At 39.3% G+C, this 18,215-nt stretch carries 16 protein-coding genes; 14 read left to right on the forward strand and 2 right to left on the reverse strand.

Annotated features, from left to right (window positions below):
• Positions 1–48 precede the first annotated feature (48 nt).
• Positions 49–405, forward strand: coding sequence for a hypothetical protein (locus I6F53_RS12840; protein ID WP_197239791.1), 357 nt, complete (start codon positions 49–51; stop codon positions 403–405).
• Here the strand turns inward: I6F53_RS12840 and nadB are convergent.
• The gene (gene nadB, locus I6F53_RS12845) at positions 380–1,990 is read right to left on the reverse strand and encodes an L-aspartate oxidase (RefSeq protein ID WP_197239792.1); all 1,611 of its coding nucleotides are present in this window, start codon (positions 1,988–1,990) and stop codon (positions 380–382) included. The two genes, I6F53_RS12840 and nadB, sit on opposite strands and share 26 nt — an antisense overlap.
• A 246-nt stretch (positions 1,991–2,236) precedes the next feature.
• Here nadB and rpoE point away from each other — a divergent pair, with 246 nt between their 5' ends.
• The 10 genes from rpoE (at position 2,237) to pdxJ (ending at position 10,945) form a co-directional block, all read left to right on the forward strand.
• The gene (gene rpoE / locus I6F53_RS12850; RefSeq protein WP_002958721.1) at positions 2,237–2,818 is read left to right on the forward strand and encodes an RNA polymerase sigma factor RpoE; all 582 of its coding nucleotides are present in this window, start codon (positions 2,237–2,239) and stop codon (positions 2,816–2,818) included.
• A 1-nt stretch (position 2,819) separates the two neighbouring features.
• Positions 2,820–3,437, forward strand: a complete 618-nt coding sequence (locus tag I6F53_RS12855; protein WP_197239793.1) for a sigma-E factor negative regulatory protein — start codon at positions 2,820–2,822, stop codon at positions 3,435–3,437.
• 4 nt (positions 3,438–3,441) lie between these two features.
• Complete coding sequence (locus I6F53_RS12860) at positions 3,442–4,392, forward strand: MucB/RseB C-terminal domain-containing protein (RefSeq protein ID WP_166420193.1); 951 nt, start codon at positions 3,442–3,444, stop codon at positions 4,390–4,392.
• A 19-nt stretch (positions 4,393–4,411) separates the two neighbouring features.
• A complete protein-coding gene (locus tag I6F53_RS12865) occupies positions 4,412–4,861 on the forward strand; it encodes a SoxR reducing system RseC family protein (protein WP_197179161.1) in 450 nt (149 codons plus the stop codon).
• Positions 4,862–5,136: 275 nt separating this feature from the next.
• Positions 5,137–6,924 (forward strand): translation elongation factor 4, encoded by a 1,788-nt coding sequence (lepA, locus tag I6F53_RS12870; protein WP_197175361.1) that lies wholly within the window; start codon positions 5,137–5,139, stop codon positions 6,922–6,924.
• A gap of 16 nt (positions 6,925–6,940) precedes the next feature.
• On the forward strand, positions 6,941–7,876 hold the full coding sequence (gene lepB / locus I6F53_RS12875) for a signal peptidase I (RefSeq protein WP_197239795.1): 936 nt from the start codon (positions 6,941–6,943) through the stop codon (positions 7,874–7,876).
• A gap of 2 nt (positions 7,877–7,878) precedes the next feature.
• On the forward strand, positions 7,879–8,556 hold the full coding sequence (gene rnc, locus I6F53_RS12880) for a ribonuclease III (RefSeq protein WP_197239797.1): 678 nt from the start codon (positions 7,879–7,881) through the stop codon (positions 8,554–8,556).
• Positions 8,546–9,478 carry a GTPase Era gene (gene era / locus I6F53_RS12885; RefSeq protein ID WP_007581730.1) on the forward strand — a complete coding sequence of 311 codons (933 nt, stop codon included), beginning with the start codon at positions 8,546–8,548 and terminating at the stop codon, positions 9,476–9,478. Before rnc ends, era begins: the two co-directional genes overlap by 11 nt.
• A gap of 20 nt (positions 9,479–9,498) precedes the next feature.
• Positions 9,499–10,191 (forward strand): DNA repair protein RecO, encoded by a 693-nt coding sequence (gene recO / locus I6F53_RS12890; RefSeq protein WP_010553211.1) that lies wholly within the window; start codon positions 9,499–9,501, stop codon positions 10,189–10,191.
• A gap of 22 nt (positions 10,192–10,213) precedes the next feature.
• Complete coding sequence (gene pdxJ, locus I6F53_RS12895) at positions 10,214–10,945, forward strand: pyridoxine 5'-phosphate synthase (protein WP_166420197.1); 732 nt, start codon at positions 10,214–10,216, stop codon at positions 10,943–10,945.
• Between the two features lie 81 nt (positions 10,946–11,026).
• Here the strand turns inward: pdxJ and barA are convergent, their stop codons facing one another.
• Positions 11,027–13,801 (reverse strand): two-component sensor histidine kinase BarA, encoded by a 2,775-nt coding sequence (gene barA / locus I6F53_RS12900; RefSeq protein ID WP_197239798.1) that lies wholly within the window; start codon positions 13,799–13,801, stop codon positions 11,027–11,029.
• Positions 13,802–13,910: 109 nt separating this feature from the next.
• Between barA and rlmD the strand changes: the two genes are divergently transcribed.
• Genes rlmD through mazG form a run of 3 tightly spaced genes read left to right on the forward strand, consistent with a single transcriptional unit; the run spans position 13,911 to position 18,201 of the window.
• Positions 13,911–15,236 carry a 23S rRNA (uracil(1939)-C(5))-methyltransferase RlmD gene (rlmD, locus tag I6F53_RS12905; protein ID WP_197239801.1) on the forward strand — a complete coding sequence of 442 codons (1,326 nt, stop codon included), beginning with the start codon at positions 13,911–13,913 and terminating at the stop codon, positions 15,234–15,236.
• An 8-nt stretch (positions 15,237–15,244) separates the two neighbouring features.
• Complete coding sequence (relA, locus tag I6F53_RS12910) at positions 15,245–17,401, forward strand: GTP diphosphokinase (RefSeq protein WP_197179175.1); 2,157 nt, start codon at positions 15,245–15,247, stop codon at positions 17,399–17,401.
• Positions 17,402–17,403: 2 nt separating this feature from the next.
• Positions 17,404–18,201: a nucleoside triphosphate pyrophosphohydrolase gene (mazG, locus tag I6F53_RS12915; RefSeq protein WP_197179177.1), complete on the forward strand. Its 798-nt coding sequence runs from the start codon at positions 17,404–17,406 to the stop codon at positions 18,199–18,201.
• Positions 18,202–18,215 lie beyond the last annotated feature (14 nt).

The following is an 18,215-nucleotide window of genomic DNA, read 5'->3' on the forward strand; positions in this document are numbered from 1 at the left end:
GTTACAAATAATAAAGCTGACCACAAACCTATTGTGGTCTTTTTTTGCATGCTGAGTTTAATATTATGCTTATTTTTAAGTTCAGTTTTGGCTATGATTTTTTGCTTAGTAATGAATGTGGTCGCTGGTTTTGTAGTTTGGCAAAAAGTGTTAGCAATTCACCCAAATCACGGCGTTATAATATTAGAACCTAAACTATTTCGATTTGAGGGTGAAGCTTTACAAGTTCAGGGTGAAATTAGTAAAAAAAGTCGCTTTTATGGCAATAGCATCTGGCTGCATATTAACGGTTTTAGTAACGACCATTGGCTTATAATTTCAGCCAATGGTGTTAATAAACAAAGCTATGCACGCTTAAAGCGCGCGGCTTTAAATGCGATTAATTTCGCTTTGGAGTCAAAATAGTCGGTGTTGGGTTTTCATTTTGTTCAGGGTAGTCAATTGTGTAATGCAATCCTCGGCTTTCTTTTCGCTCCATCGCACTTCTAATAATTAACTCAGATACTTGCACTAAATTACGAAGCTCAAGTAAGTTATTACTTACTCTAAAGTTTGCATAGTAATCGTGTATTTCTTGCTGCAGTAACTCAACTCTGTGTAATGCGCGTTCTAAGCGTTTAGTTGAGCGTACAATACCTACATAATCCCACATAAATAAACGTAGCTCATGCCAGTTATGGGTAATAACTATTTCCTCGTCTGAATTACTAACACGGCTTTCATCCCAATGAGGCAGTTCCATTGGCTCAGGTGCATGTTCAATTTTGCTTAAAATATCTTTAGCTGCAGCGTGGGCAAATACAATACATTCTAATAGTGAATTACTTGCCATACGGTTTGCACCGTGCAGGCCTGTATAAGCCACTTCACCAACTGCATATAAGTTATCGAGATCTGTTTTACCGTTAAAGTCAGTCATTACGCCACCACAGGTGTAATGGGCGGCAGGTACAACAGGGATTGCTTCTTTAGTTATATCAAGGCCAACACTTAAGCATTTTGCGTAAATAGTAGGGAAGTGCTCAATAATAAAATCTTTGTCTTTGTGGCTAATATCTAAATAAACGTAATTAGCGCCTAGACGCTTCATTTCAAAATCGATTGCGCGTGCCACTATATCGCGTGGAGCAAGCTCTTCACGGCTGTCAAAGTCTTTCATAAAGCGAGTGCCATCAGGGCGTTTTAAATAAGCCCCTTCACCGCGCATCGCTTCTGTAATTAAAAAGTTTTGTAGTTCTGGGTGGTAAAGGCTTGTTGGATGAAATTGATTAAATTCCATATTGGCAACTTTACAGCCTGCGCGCCATGCCATTGCAATACCGTCACCACTTGATACATCTGGATTAGAAGTATACAAATACACTTTGCTTGCGCCACCAGTTGCAAGCGCAACAAATTTAGCTGAAATGGTTTCTACCTTTTTCGCTTTTTTGTTCCACACATACATACCTTCAATGTGTGAGCCTGTTTTACCTGCGCTTTTATCTGTAATTAAATCAATGGCGTTGTATTGCTCTAAAAGCGTTATATTCTTATGAATTTTAACTTGGCTGATAAGTGTAGTTTGCACCGCTTTGCCAGTGGCATCGGCAGCATGCAAAATACGACGATGGCTGTGACCGCCTTCACGTGTTAAATGAAAACGCTCTTTTCCTTTGCTATCAAACTCCATATCAAAGGGAACACCTTGGTCAATTAACCACTGTAGGCAATCATGAGCATTACTCGCTGTATAATGAACAGCGTCTCTATCGCATAAACCGCCGCCCGCATCGAGTGTATCTTCGACATGAGATTCTATGCTGTCGTTTTGTTTATCAAATACTGCTGCTATACCGCCTTGGGCATATAAAGTAGAACCTTCGGTAAGCGCTCCTTTACTGATCACGGTAACGTTACAATAATTAGCGAGAGATAATGCAAGTGATAAGCCTGCTGCGCCGCTACCGATAATAGCGACATCTGCAATGTGATGTTTATTTTGGTTCATGTCAGAGGTACTTTGCGGTTACAATGCCCATATAGAGCAATATTTGTTTTTAATATCTGTAGTTGTATCATATTTGTCATACTACTACGTAGTGATTTTGAAGGCTTAGCGCCGTTATTTATCATCTATTTTATAAAAAAAGAATATTAAGCAGAACTTTTTATTCATAAAGAGGTCAGAGTATTTGTGAACAATGACGACAATATGAATAACAAGCAAAAATCAGACATAGGAGTACCGGCTCGAATGAGCGAGCAGGAATTAGATTTAGTGCTAGTAAAAAGGGTCCAGCAAGGAGATAAAAACGCCTTCAACCTATTAGTAAAGAAGTATCAAAACAAAATTGCAGGTTTGATCTCACGTTATGTATCTAACCAAGGCGATATTGCTGATGTAGCACAAGAGGCTTTTATTAAAGCTTACCGTGCACTTCCTAACTTTAGAGGTGACAGCGCCTTTTACACGTGGTTATACCGTATTGCCGTTAATTGTGCTAAAAATTACTTAGTAGCCCAGGGGCGTAAACCGCCAGCAAATGATATAGACGCCGAAGATGCCGAATTTTACGATTGTGCAGATTCAATGCGATCTAATGCATCTCCTGAAAACCTACTTTTAAGCGAAGAAGTACGCGCTGTTATTTTTAATACGATTGATAGTTTGCCTGAAGATCTTAAAACCGCAATCACCCTTAGAGAAATCGAAGGGATGAGCTATGAAGAAATAGCCGTGGTAATGGATTGCCCAGTCGGGACGGTGCGTTCGCGTATATTTCGTGCCCGTGAAGCAATTGATAACAAATTAAACCCATTAATAGGCGAGTCTTAGTATGACAAAAGCACACCTTAACAAGTTAGATAACGAAGCGTTATCGGCATTACTTGATGGCGAGCAACATCTGACCGATGCAAAAATTGCAGAGCAAGATGTCACTACGTTTGGCCGTTATGCGTTAATTGGTGATGCGATGCGTGCTCAAAAAAATAATAACGACATACATATTGATATTAGCGATCGCGTTGCATTAGCACTAGAAAGCGAGCCTGTTTATGCTGACTTTAGTCAGACAAAAACACAGCCTCAAGCAATCACTGAAACAGTACAAGATAATAAAGTAGTGGCTTTTAATTGGCGCAAGCCAGTTGCTCAACTAGCTATTGCAGCAAGTGTGGCAATGTTTGCTATTGTAGGCGTTAATACGTTACCTCAAAGCAACAACGACCAACAAAGCGAAATTCCATTACTGCAAACCACACCGCTAGCGGGTATGGCGTCACCAGTAAGTTATTCATCTGAGCCTGCGCTTGAAAATGCAGAGCAAGGTTTGCGTGAACTGCAGCAACAACGTATTGGTGCATTAGTTCTTGAGCATCAACGCCAAGCACGAGTTGCGAATTCTTTAGAAACAGCGCAAACTAATATCAAAGCGTCTGAGGAAAAAAACTAATTAAATGAAAGTAATCACTTTTGTTCTGTCGTTGGTAGTAAGCTTTAATGCATTTGCCAGCGACACAAATCCTGCCAAAGATTTATTACTACAAATGGCTAATGCCGTTCATACCCGTAATTTTGACGCCTCGTTTGTGGTTGTTAAAGGTAAAACAATGGAACCCTACCGCTGGGTGCATGCTTTACAAGGTGACACAGAACTTGAGCATTTAAGTTTACTTAATGGTGCTGGCCTAGAAATGGTGCGCATTAATAACCAAGTTACTTATTTTGAACCTCAGTCTGAACCCTATTCTCTAAAAACAGATTCAATAGCTGGACCAATTCCTGAAGTACTTTTTAAAGATATAGATCGCTTAAGTGCGCACTATGACTTTGTGCTTGGCGGAAAGGGTCGTATCGCAGGGCGTGCTGCACAGTTAGTTCGCATAGAGTCCAAAGACGAGTATAAATATAATTATTGGATTTGGCTGGATATGGAATCGTCGTTGTTATTAAAAGCAGCATACGTAAACCATGAAGGTGAAGCCTTAGAGCAATTACAACTTACGCATATTAGTGTGACAGAGCAGCCAGCCAGTATGCTACTTGAAGTACTTAATCGAAACTTTCCAACGCCTTTACCAAATGATGCACTTATAAACGAAGATAGTGCTGCCACCAACTGGAAAATAAGTTGGTTACCAGATGGTTTTGAGTTACTAAAATCAGATAGGCATAAGCTCGATTTAAATAATGAATTAACTGACTATTACTTGTTCTCTGATGGTTTTGTTGAAATTTCGGTATTTATTCAGCGCCCATTGCCAGGTAAGCGTTTAAGCGGAGCACTAACCTCTGGTGCAACGACAGTATATGTGCATAATGGCGGTAATTTTGATGTATCGGTTGTTGGTAATGTACCGAGTATGACCGCAAAAGCGATTGCAGAGTCAGTTACTCGCGCATTATAAACGATTCGTAAGGATTGTTATGATTGAACAAACCCTCACTATTGTGGCCCTTGATGGCCACATTGCTCATTTAGAAGCAGAGCAAAAACAAGCTTGTGAAGGCTGTAACGGTCGTTGCGGTTCACAAGTGTTTGGTAAGCTATTTGGCACTGCAAAAAAAACCTTCCCCTATAAATTTGAATCCGCGGTCGAAGTGGGTCAAAAAGTTACCTTATCACTTGATGATAGTCATGTAGTTAGGCATGCTTTTGCTGTTTACATGTTACCGCTCCTTTTAAGCTTGGTTTTTGCATTTATTGCGGCGCAATTATTTATGGCTCCCGAAGGTTGGCAGATTTTAGCAGCAGCTTTAGGTGGTGTTACTGGCTTTTTTATAGCTAAAACTCGTGTGAAATCGCTAAAGCACGATATAAAAGTTATAAAAATTCATCCAATTAGTATCCCTTTAACTCAAATAGATGGTGATTGACGCCAATTAAATGTAAAATTGCCGTTTTATACCAAAGTAACTTGGAAATACAGGGAACCGTGGTTTTTTAAATTATTTTATCTGACTGAATTATTTAAGTTAAGTAAACATAACTTGTTGTTATTCAATAAATAAAATGGTTATAACCCATCTTAAAAAGCATTCGTGATGTTTGTTATATACAAATTTAGCTTATGGCATCCTATAGCAAGTATTTTCAAGTCACTTAGGTATTCATATTTAGTCCATTAAAATAGAAGTATAGAATCCAGTTTATGAAGCATATCCGTAATTTTTCGATCATCGCCCATATTGACCATGGTAAATCGACCCTTTCAGATCGTTTGATCCAAGTTTGTGGCGGTTTAACCGACCGTGAAATGCAAAAACAAGTTTTGGATTCAATGGATATTGAGCGCGAACGTGGTATTACCATTAAAGCGCAAAGTGTAACGTTGAATTATAAAGCGAACGATGGTGAAACTTATCAACTTAATTTCATTGATACTCCAGGACACGTTGATTTTACGTATGAAGTATCGCGTTCTTTAGCTGCATGTGAAGGTGCACTACTTGTTGTTGATGCAGGCCAAGGCGTTGAAGCACAAACATTAGCTAACTGTTACACCGCGATGGAAATGGATTTAGAAGTAATTCCAGTACTTAATAAAATCGATTTACCGCAAGCGGATCCTTTACGTGTTGCAGAAGAAATTGAAGAAATTATTGGTATTGATGCTCTTGATGCAGTGCAATGTAGCGCTAAAACAGGAGTAGGGATTGCCGAAGTACTTGAAATGATTGTTAGGGATGTTCCGCCGCCAGTAGGCGAAAAAGATGGGCCACTACAAGCACTTATTATTGATTCTTGGTTTGACCCGTACCAAGGCGTTGTATCACTAGTGCGTATTAAGCACGGTGAATTACGCACGGGCGACAAAATAAAAATAATGTCGAACGAGCATATACATACTGCTGACCAAGTGGGTGTGTTTACACCTAAGCAAACTAATACCGGTATTTTAAGAACTGGTGAAGTAGGGTTCGTTATTGCCGGTATTAAAGAGATACATGGTGCGCCAGTGGGCGATACTATTACTCATCAAAAAAATGCGGCGCCGCTTCGCTTACCAGGCTTTCAAAAAATAAAACCTCAGGTTTATGCGGGTATGTTCCCAATTGCATCAGATGAGTATGAATCATTTCGTGATGCACTTAACAAATTAAGCTTAAACGATGCGTCGTTATTCTTTGAACCAGAGAATTCAACTGCACTAGGTTTTGGTTTCCGCTGTGGCTTTTTAGGTATGCTGCACATGGAAATCATTCAAGAGCGTTTAGAGCGTGAATATGATATTGATTTAATTACAACGGCACCTACGGTAATCTATGAGATAGTTACTAAAGAAGGTACATTTCAGATTGATAACCCGTCTGATTTACCTGCAGTAAACGATATTTTAGAAATTCGTGAACCGATTGTTGAAGCTAATATTTTGGTACCACAAGAATACCTAGGTAATGTTATTACTTTGTGTATTGAAAAACGTGGTAGCCAAACAAGAATGACCTATCACGGAAAGCAAGTAGCGGTTACGTACGAGCTACCTATGGCTGAAGTGGTAATGGACTTTTTTGATAAATTAAAATCAACAAGTCGTGGTTTTGCATCACTTGATTATAACTTTAAACACTTTCAAACATCAGATATGGTACGTGTTGATATTTTAATTAATAGTGAGCGTGTTGATGCACTTGCGATTATTGTTCACCGAGATGGTGCGCAGTCTCGTGGTCGTCAGTTAGCTGATGCATTAAAAGAGCTTATTCCACGTCAAATGTTTGATATCGCTATTCAAGCAGCTATCGGACAACATGTTATTGCCCGTACTACGGTAAAACAGTTACGTAAAAACGTAATTGCTAAGTGTTACGGTGGTGATGTGAGCCGTAAGAAAAAGCTACTTAAAAAGCAAAAAGATGGTAAAAAACGTATGAAGCAAGTAGGTAATGTTGAAGTACCTCAAGAAGCGTTTTTAGCTATTTTGAAAGTTGGTAAATAAAAACAAAGGATTATAAATGGCTGGTTATTTTTCAGTTTTATTGGTGCTGTTAACTTTAGGCTCAGGCTTAATATGGTTAATAGATCACTTAATGTATGCTCCTAAAAGGCAGGAGCGTTTAGCGATAGCGCAAACGTCTGCTGGAGCTCCGTTAGATGAAGAAACTGCGGCATTAATTGCACCAGAACCAGTAATAACAGAAACCGCAAAATCGATTTTTCCGATGATTGCAGCAATTACTATTTTTAGATCATTTATTTTTGAACCGTTTCAGATTCCATCTGGTTCAATGATGCCTACACTACTAGTAGGTGACTTTATTTTAGTACAAAAGTATTCATATGGAATAAAAGACCCAGTTTGGCGCACTCAGTTAGTTGATGTCGGTGAGCCTGAACGTGGTGATATTGTTGTTTTTAAATACCCTTTAGATGAAAGTGTTGACTATATTAAACGTACGATTGGTTTACCTGGCGATAAAATTGTTTATCGTGATAAACGTTTGTATATTCAGCCAAACTGTAAAGAAGGCGAAGCCCAACAGGGTGAGCTTTTATGTAATGAATTCAATAAAATTGATTTTAAACTAATTAATGATAACGAATTTAAACAAGGCCCAATGCCTCTAGCTCGTGTGAATGAAAATTTAACAACAGTTACGCATGATATATTAATCAACCCACAAGCGCCTGAAAGAAAAGGGCGTTACTACCAGCAACCGGGCACGCCTTCTGATGAATGGACTGTCCCTGCTGATCATTATTTTATGATGGGTGATAACCGCGACAACAGCCAAGATGGTCGCTTTTGGGGCTTTGTACCAAAAGAAAACTTGGTGGGTAAAGCTGTCTTTATATGGATGAGTTTTGAATTTGAGAATGGCCCTGATGATATTTTACCAGGATGGGTTCCAACTGGTGTTCGCTTTGAGCGCCTAGGTAATATTCAGTAACGATGAAAAAAAATGTAACAGAATTATATAAAAAAATTGGCTATGAATTCGCTGATCAAGGTTTACTTGAGCAAGCAATGACGCACCGCAGCCACAAAGGTCAACATAATGAGCGACTAGAATTTTTAGGCGACTCTATTTTAAGCTTTGTGATTGCCAATGCACTTTATGCCAAATTTCCTAAAGCGCGTGAAGGCGACTTAAGCCGCATGCGTTCAACGCTTGTGCGTGGTCAAACACTTGCCGAGTTTGGACTTGAATTTGGTCTAGGCGACTATTTACGCTTAGGGCCGGGTGAGCTTAAAAGTGGCGGGTTCCGTCGCGAGTCAACGCTTGCTGATGCAGTAGAAGCAATTATAGGTGCTGCATTTTTAGATTCAGGTATCGACAGCTGTGGCAATCTGATATTGGCGTGGTACCAATCACGTTTGGATGCTATTTCACCAGGGCTTAACCAGAAAGATCCTAAAACCCTGCTGCAAGAGTATTTACAAGCCCGTAAATTATCTTTACCGGGCTACACTGTGGTTGATACACAAGGCCAAGCACACAATCAAACATTCACGGTTGAATGTATTGTTGATGGAATGGATAGCATAATTTCTGTTGGTAGCTCGCGCCGTAAGGCCGAACAAAAAGCTGCTGAAAAAGCATTGAAGATAATTAAAAATGAATCTTGATACCTTAATACAGCCTCATGAACGTGATGTAGATACATTTTGTGGAATGGTTGCCATTGTTGGTCGACCTAATGTAGGTAAATCGACTTTGCTTAATGAAATCATTGAGCAAAAAGTGAGTATTACCTCACGTAAACCACAAACTACACGCCATCGTATTATGGGTATTCATACTGTTGATAAACACCAAGCGGTATACATAGATACACCGGGTCTACACGTTGAAGAAAAGCGTGCTATTAACCGTCTAATGAACCGAGCAGCGTCTAGTTCTATTGGCGATGTAGAGCTTATTATTTTTGTCGTTGAAGGCACTCATTGGAATGCCGATGACGATATGGTACTTAATAAAGTATCGCAAAGTGGTAAACCTGTATTATTAGTTATTAATAAAATTGACCAAGTTAAAGACCGTGACCTTGTGCTACCTCATATGAAGTGGTTAAGTGACAAGTTTGATTTTGTTGGAATTATGCCAGTATCAGCAACGCAAGGTAAAAACGTTGATTTAATTAAAGCGGAAGTAACTAAACGTTTACCGCCTTGCGAGTTTTATTTCCCAGAAGATTACGTAACAGACCGCTCGATGCGTTTTATGGCGGCTGAAGTTATCCGTGAAAAACTAATGCGTTTTATGGGTGAAGAGCTACCGTATTCTGTGACTGTTGAAATTGAGCAATTTAAGTGGCAAGACAACGGTATTTGGCATATTAATGGGTTGATTCTTGTTGAACGCGAAACGCAAAAACGCATGGTTATTGGTAATAAAGGCGAAAAGCTAAAAACCATTGGCCGTGAAGCCCGTAAAGACATTGAAGAAATGCTTGATAACAAAGTCTTTTTAGAACTTTGGGTTAAAGTGAAGTCAGGTTGGGCTGATGATGAACGTGCACTAAGAAGCTTAGGTTACAGTGAAGACTAAACCAAGCAGTAGCTTAGTGAATGGATAGCGACTTCTACACCGCGTATTTATTGCATCGGCGTCCTTATAGTGACTCCCAAGTAATGTTAGATATGCTTGTAGAAGGCGTGGGTCAGCTAAGAATGCTGGCCCGAATTAGTGGTCGCCAGGCCACTAAACATAAAGCACAACTTCAGCCGTTTCAGGCACTCCTTGTTAATTACAGCGGCAAGTACGATCTAAAATATATCAATAAATTTGAACTGCATGGTAACTCGCACTTTTTAAAAGGCGATGAGCTTTATTGTGGTTTTTATTTAAATGAGCTTACCAATCGCATAGTGCCTGTTAACGAGCCCATTGAACAAGTATTTGAGCTATATAAATCTCATTTAGGAAACCTAAACAGCGGGGCTAATTTACAAGAAGTACTTCGCTCATACGAGTTTCAATTATTGGAATTACTCGGTTATGGCGTGGATTTTAGTTTTGACGCCAGCGGTGAGCCAATAGATGAAAAGCAAACGTATAGTTATTTCCCCGAACTTGGTTTTTTAGTACAGGAAGATACGCGTTCTGGATTTAGCGGCAAACAACTTAATGCCATAGCTAATCATGACTTTAGCCAAAGCGATGTGCTATATATGGCAAAGCAATTAAGCCGCTATTTATTAAAACCCTTATTAGGTAGTAAACCATTAAAAAGCCGTGAGCTATTTATGGCCTCTCAATAAACGTAATTTTACAGGTAAGAAAATGAAAGATATTCTTTTGGGTGTAAACGTAGATCATATTGCAACACTTCGCCAAGCGCGTGGAACAAATTACCCAGATCCCGCTCATGCAGCCAGTGTAGCAGAGCATGCAGGGGCAGACGGTATTACGATTCACTTACGTGAAGACAGACGCCATATTCAAGATCGCGACGTTTATGTGATGGCAAAAACCATTCAAACGCGTATGAATCTTGAAACAGCTGTTACCGACGAAATGATAAAAATAGCGCTTGAAGTAAAACCTGAGTATGTGTGCCTAGTGCCTGAAAAACGTGAAGAGTTAACCACCGAGGGCGGCTTAGACGTAGCGGGCAATATAGATAAAATTAAAGCCGCAACAAAAACACTTACCGACGCGGGCATAAAAGTATCGTTATTTATTGATGCAGATAAAGCACAATTAGACGCAGCCAAAGAGTGTGGTGCCCCTTATGTAGAAATACACACTGGTGCGTACGCTGATGCAACAAATGACACTGATTTACACAAAGAATTAGAGCATATTCGTGAAGGTGTTCAATACGCAGCAAGCTTAGGTTTGATTGTTAACGCTGGCCATGGTCTTCATTATCATAACGTTAAACCCATTGCCGCGATGCCTGAGATTTACGAGCTAAATATTGGCCACGCTATTATTGCTCGTGCAGCGATAGATGGACTCGATAAAGCCGTACGCGACATGAAACGATTAATGATTGAAGCAAGAATGTAATACTGCCAATATAAGTATTTAAACAGCTTAATTAAAAAAAACGCGGTAAATACCGCGTTTTTTGTATCTAAAATTCAAAGCTTATCTTTGTAGCTCAGTTACGCTTGCATCAGCAAGTAAGTTTTCAAGCTCGTCTTGCAACTCGAATAATTCAGGTTCAATATTTTCTAGCAAGCATTTATTTTTAAGCGATGTTTCAATTGTTTCTGCAAGTGATTTTAGTTTTGGTACACCGGTGTAGCAACATGCACCATGAAACTTATGGACAATACTTAACACTTGTTGGCAATCGTTACTCTCTATCGCTTTAGCAAGCAATGTAAGAGTTTCAGGGACGCTTAGAAGTAGCATATTAAGCATCTCTAGCGCTAACTCGCTCTTTCCGCCAGCACGCTGCAGAGCTTGTGCCCAGTCAATGCGACTACTTTGAAATGGTGCTGGGCTTTGTGGTGTATCTGTTTTCGCTTTATCACGATTAACCGGGGTCTGTGGGCTATGGTCGCTAATAATTTGTTTAAGCATATCTTCATCAATAGGCTTAGTTAAATAGCCTTTAAAGCCATCTTTTAGTAGTTGCTCTTTTTCGCTTTGAAGGGCATGGGCCGTTACTGCAATAATTGGCGTATCTTCATTTAATGATGATTCGCGAATAAGCTTACACGCTGTAATACCATCCATTATCGGCATTTGGATATCCATAAAAATCACATCATATTTATGGCTTTTACTTAGACTATAAGCTTGAGAACCATTATGCGCAGTTTCTACTGTTTCAATTTGCTCGCATAAAAGCGTGCGAATAAGCTTTAAGTTGGCATCATTATCATCAACAACTAATACTTTTAACGGCAGCAAAGCTTGATCGTTTTGCTCAATATTATGAGTAGGGTGGTCAAGTCTGTAAGGCGCAGCAAGTACTTCACATAATTTACGATGATTAAGCGGTTTGCTCAAACACGCATCAGCACCGCTACCAATAAACGCTTCTCTCATATTGTGCGATACAGTATTAAGCATTAAATATAAGTAGTCAGTAGATTCACGCACGGCTTTTACGTAGCTTTTTAGCTGCTGCATATCATCAACAGATGCCATATGACCAATTAAGCAAATATCATATTTATATTCACTATTTTTTATAGCGTCTAAAAAGCTGGTCTCGTTAAAGCATGCTGTTACGCTTGATTCCCATTGGGTCAATAACGAAAGTACAGCATGGTGTGTATGCTCATGCGGCTCTAAATATAAAATACGCTTACCAATGAGCGATTTAGTTGGCAAGTCGTTAGTAAATACATGATTTGGTAAACTAAACACACTGTTAAACGTAAAACAGGTACCGTTACCTGGCGCAGAGTTTAATGTTATGCGACCACTCATCGCTTCAACAATATGCTTGGTAATAATAAGGCCAAGACCTGTTCCACCAAACTTACGTGTAATACTTGAATCGGCTTGCCCAAATGGAGTGAATAAAGAGTCTTGCTTATCCATTGGTATACCCACACCAGTATCGGTTACTGCCACAAGTAAAGAGGTACGTTCGTTGTCAAGCAACCTGTGACTTATATCGACCTTAATGGAGCCTTTTTCAGTAAATTTAATTGCATTACTTAATAGGTTTATCAGCACTTGTTTAAAGCGAGTAGGGTCGCCCGTTAAGTCATCTGGTACTTGTTGGTTAATGTAAATGGATAGCTCTAATTGTTTATCGTGTGCGCTGGGAGCGAGTAGTGTCATCACTTCATTTACAGCATCACGAAGTTGAAACTGAATCGACTCAAGTTCCATTGCACCCGCTTCTAGTTTGGAGAAGTCTAGAATATCGCTAATAATAGTCATTAAACTATTTGCTGATAGCATAATAGTATCGAGATAATCTTTTTGATGTTTATTTAGCGGTGTTTTATAAAGCTGGCGTGTAAATCCAATAACACCATTTAACGGAGTACGAAGTTCGTGGCTCATTTTAGCTAAAAAGTCTGATTTTACGCGGTTAGCATCTTGAGCTTCTTTTTTTGCAAACGAGAGCTCTATATTTGAAGTTTCGTATTGCTCTAGTGTTTCGCGGTAGTCGCTCGTTGCTTGATCAATATTTTTTTGCATTTCATCTTTTTGCATCACCATAGTGTGTGCAATGGTATTTAAGCCTTCTCGCAATAGCTCAAATTCACCTATCATGTTGTCGTTAAGGCCAGTACTTCTTTTACCTTCGACTAACTTGTCGGTTGCAAGTACTAACTTATTAAGCGGCGTCATAAACATGCGGCTTAACCTTAAAGCTAAAATTGCTGCAAACACTAACGATAAAATAATGACAATACCGCTAATTAATAAAGCACGTTGTTGCCCTATAACCGCTTGGTCTTTGTTTAGCTGTATAATAACGGTGCCCAGAGATGACTGAAAAGCCGATGGATCCCATTTAGAGTCGTGACTTGTATGATTAATAATGGGAGTGAAAAACGTAATAAGCTCATCAGTTTTTTGCACATGAGTTGTTTTTAAATTTATGAGCGTTTTTTGATTAATTAACTTTTCAAATGAGCGGTGGTAATTGCTGGTCATTAATAGCGCATTATTTTTATCAAAAATAGCAATCGACTTAATGGTAGGGGAGTGCTTGTTATGTGTGTAGCTTATAAGGCGATTCAATAGCTGTTTGTTTTTTTCGAGCATGGGTTGCTCAAGCGCAATAGCAAGGGGTTCAGAAATAGTAGTACCTTGCTGATATAAAATTTCATCAAGCTCAATGTAACGATTTATTGTAAAATAGCCACCAAGTAGTAATCCTATGATCACCGTTGGGATCAGGGTCAGTGTTAAAACAGAATCGCGTAAGCCTAATTTGGTCATGATGGGAGCGTTTTATCGTTATTAGTATGGTCTGAGTATATACGGTTCAACACGCATTCTAAAGCATCTAAATATAGGTGCTTCATAAATAAACTGAAGGTAATGCCTAATGGCGCAAATTTTTAAAGCGAAAAAAAAACCGCTTAAGCAACAAACACTAGAATTAAATATAACGGGAATGGATCATCAAGGGCGTGGCATTGCTAAGCATAATAATAAAGTATGTTTTGTTAGTGGCGCATTACCAAATGAAACAGTTAAAGCAACGCTCGTCGATGATAAAGCTAAATACAGCAGTGCAAAAGTAATTAAAGTTATTAAAGCGAGTGAATCAAGAGTTGACGCTTTTTGCGAGCACTACAATCAGTGTGGTGGTTGCCAACTACAGCATTTAGAAGTAAGCCAACAAGTTGTAGAAAAACAAACTGCAGTTACTCAGCTATTTAGTAAGTTTGCTAAATTAAACAGCTTAAACTGGCAAGCTCCATTATTAAGTAAGTCTGTGCATTACAGACGCAGCGCCCGAATTGCCGTTATGTTTGATAAAGCAGCTAAAAAAATGCGTGTGGGTTACAGAGCCAGTGGTTCAAAAAATATTGTCAGTATTAATAAATGTGCAGTACTTGATGAAGTATTTACAGATGTTTTTACACTTTTTGATGATTTAATTAATCAACACAAAGCGCTGCACAGTATAAGCCATTTACAGTTATGCCAAAGTGATGAGAAAAACTTTGTTGTTATTCGCCACACTAAAGCGATCAACGATGAATTTAAAGCAATAGTGGAACAAGCCTCACAAAGTCAGCAATATCAAATTGTATGGCAAAGCGAGAGCGATGTAATTGAGCATTCACACTTAGCCATGCCGTTTTATTATCTTAAAGAATTTGCTCTAAAATTTGAATTTGGTTTAGATAATTTTATTCAGGTAAATGCGCAAGTTAACGAAGCTATGTTAAAGCAAGCAGCAAATTGGCTTGATTTAAAAGGTGATGAAAATTTATTGGATTTATTTTGTGGCATTGGTAATTTCTCATTAGTGCTGGCAAAACAAGCAAAATCTGTAATTGGCGTAGAAGGTGTAACTTCAGCGGTTGCAATGGCTGCTCAAAATGCGCAAACTAACTCTATTACCAATGCGCAGTTTCATTGCTTTGATTTAACGCAAAGCATACAGAGCGCCCCATGGTTTAGTAAAAACTTAGATGTGCTTGTACTCGATCCTTCTAGGGCGGGTGCAATGGCTGTATTAGAGCAATTACCTTTAAAGCAGTTTAAAACTATTTTATATGTCTCTTGTGACCCTGTTACTTTAGCCCGTGACAGCGCAATTATTTCACAAGCTGGCTTTGATCTTAATAAAATTGGGCTAATGAATATGTTCCCTCATACAGGGCATATTGAAACTATGGCGTTATTTCAACGGAGGTAGAACGCATTATGGTAGCTACACGACAATCACATCAACAAGATGAGACAACAGATTTTAGCACTCGGCTTTCATTTCTTGCCTTGTCTGAAGAAAAAACAGAGCTACTTACTAAAGCGCAAGCGCTCTGCGTAAAATGTGATAATGAAAGCAGGCAAACTACTGCAATCGAAATGGTTGAAATTTTAGCTGAGCTAAATCTCGACCCCGAATCGTTAGCTACTGCGTATTTAACCCCGTATTTTTTAAACGATTTAATATCACTTGAAACCATAGAAGAGCAGCTTGGTAGTAATATAGCCATGCTGTTAACTGGGGTTGCACAAATGGCCACTATTAGTACTTTATCGCATCAAGGTAAAGGAACTATGCAAGTTGATAATATTCGAAAAATGTTATTAACCATGGTTGAAGATGTGCGCGCCGTGGTCATTAAGCTTGCCGAGCAGGTATGTCATTTACGTAATGTAAAAAATGCGGATGAAGAAGACCGCGTCATTGCCGCTAAAGAAACGGCTGATATTTTTGCACCATTGGCAAACAGATTAGGAATAGGGCAATTAAAGTGGGAACTGGAAGATTTATCGTTTAGATATTTGCACCCAGGCACCTATAAAAGCATAGCCAAACAACTTGACGACAAACGTCTTACGCGCGAAGCCTATATGGAAGATATGGTTGAGCAAGTAAAAAACCGTTTAAGTGAAGCGGGCATAGAGGCCCAAGTTTATGGCCGCCCCAAGCACATTTACAGCATTTATAAAAAAATGCAGCAAAAAAACTACGAGTTTGATCAGCTTTTTGATATTCGTGCAATGCGTATCGTTGTTGAACGCCTACAAGATTGTTATGGAGCGCTGGGTATTGTGCACACCAATTGGCGTCATCTTAATAAAGAGTTTGACGACTATGTAGCAACCCCAAAACAAAACGGCTATCAGTCAATTCATACCGTGGTATTTGGGCCTGAAGGTAAAACAGTAGAAATACAAATTCGTACCAGCGATATGCATCAAGATGCTGAGTTGGGTGTGGCTGCACACTGGATGTACAAAGAAGGTGCATTACCAGGGCGCGGCTCGGGTTATGAGCAAAAAATTAGCTGGCTACGTAAGTTACTCCAATGGCAAGAAGAAGTAGTCGATGGTGGTGATTTAGCTGAAGAGCTTAAAAACCAAGTAGTAGAAGACCGCGTATACATATTTACCCCAAGCGGCGATATTATCGATTTACCACTTGGCGCTACACCACTTGATTTTGCTTACTACATTCACTCAAATGTAGGGCATCGTTGTATTGGCGCAAAAATTTTCGGCAAAATAGTGCCGTTCACGCATCAACTTACAACTGGGGATCAGGTAGAAATACTGACCCAAAAACAACCAAATCCAAGTCGTGATTGGTTAAACCCGTCATTAGGATACATTAAGTCATCGCGCGCTAGAGCCAAAATTCATCACTGGTTTAAACAGCTCGATCGCGACAAAAACTTAAGTGCGGGGAAAGAAATTCTCGACAGCGAACTACAAAAGCTTAATTTAACATACAAAGATTTAGAGCCTGCCATCAAGCGTTTTAACTTTAAAGAACTTGATGACTTAATGGTTGCCATTGGTGCGGGCGATGTACGCCTCAATCAAATGCTTAACTTTGTAAGTGATCGGACTGAAGATGAGCCGATTATTCGTATTAAAGCACCTAGCAAAGTAACCGGTGACAAAAACGGCATTGTGGTTGATGGCGTTGGTAGCTTAATGAGCCATGTAGCCAAATGCTGTCGCCCAGTACCTGGCGATGAAATAATAGGTTATATAACGCAAGGTCGAGGAATAGGTGTTCATAAGGAAGACTGTGATTCGTTTAATAACTTAAAAAATCAGCATCCAGAGCGTGTTATTTCAGTAAGTTGGTCTGATGATATTAATGGTTCGTACGCACTAAGTATTAAAATAGAAGCAACCGATCGTTCAGGGCTAATACGCGATATAAGCTCAGTACTTGCTAACGAAAAAGTAAATGTTTTAAACATGAACGTAAATACGGTTGAAGATAATCAGTTAGCTATATTTACGATGCAAATAGAAGTACATGACTTATCGGGTACTAACCGTGTTCTTTCTAAGTTACACCAAATTGAAGGTGTACACGATGCCAAGCGTGGTCATTAATCATGAATGATAATGCAGCGCTTACACAACTTCTTAGCATAATGAAAACACTGCGAGATCCCAAGGGCGGTTGCCCGTGGGATCTCAAACAAGATTTTAAATCTATTGTTCCGCATACACTTGAAGAAGCATACGAAGTTGCCGACTGTATTGAGTCAGGCAACTTAGGTGAGCTTAAAGGCGAATTGGGTGATTTGTTATTTCAAATTATTTTTTATGCGCAACTTGCACAAGAGCAAAATCTATTTGATTTTAATGATGTAGTAGAGCAATTAAATAACAAGCTTACCCGTCGTCATCCGCATGTGTTTGGCGATAAAAAAGAGCTAACAGACGAGCAGCTATCGCAGCAGTGGCAAGCAATCAAGGCACAAGAGCGCAGTGCAAGAACGCAAACAGAATCACCTTCTTTTTGGCAAGATATTCCTGCAAATATGCCAAGTTTAAGTAAAGCTAAAAAAATTCAACAACGCGTTGCCGCACTTGGTTTTGATTGGCCAACGTATCATGGTGCACTTGATAAAGTGAGCGAAGAAGTGCTTGAAGTAAAAGAAGCGATTGAGCAAGACCCGTTATCTGATCATACAGCGGAAGAGCTCGGCGACTTACTTTTTGCCACTGTTAATGTTGTACGCCATGTTAAACGAGACCCTGAGCAATTACTGAGAAGCGCAAATGATAAGTTTTCAGCGCGTTTTGAAAAGGTACACGCTTATTTGCACGCGCAAGGCAAAAGCTTAGATACAGCCACCTTTGAAGAAATGGACAGCGCATGGGATGCGATTAAAAAAGTAAAATAGGTTTAATGTTAAAT

This window comes from Pseudoalteromonas sp. SWN29, assembly GCF_015864465.1.
Taxonomy (GTDB): domain Bacteria; phylum Pseudomonadota; class Gammaproteobacteria; order Enterobacterales; family Alteromonadaceae; genus Pseudoalteromonas.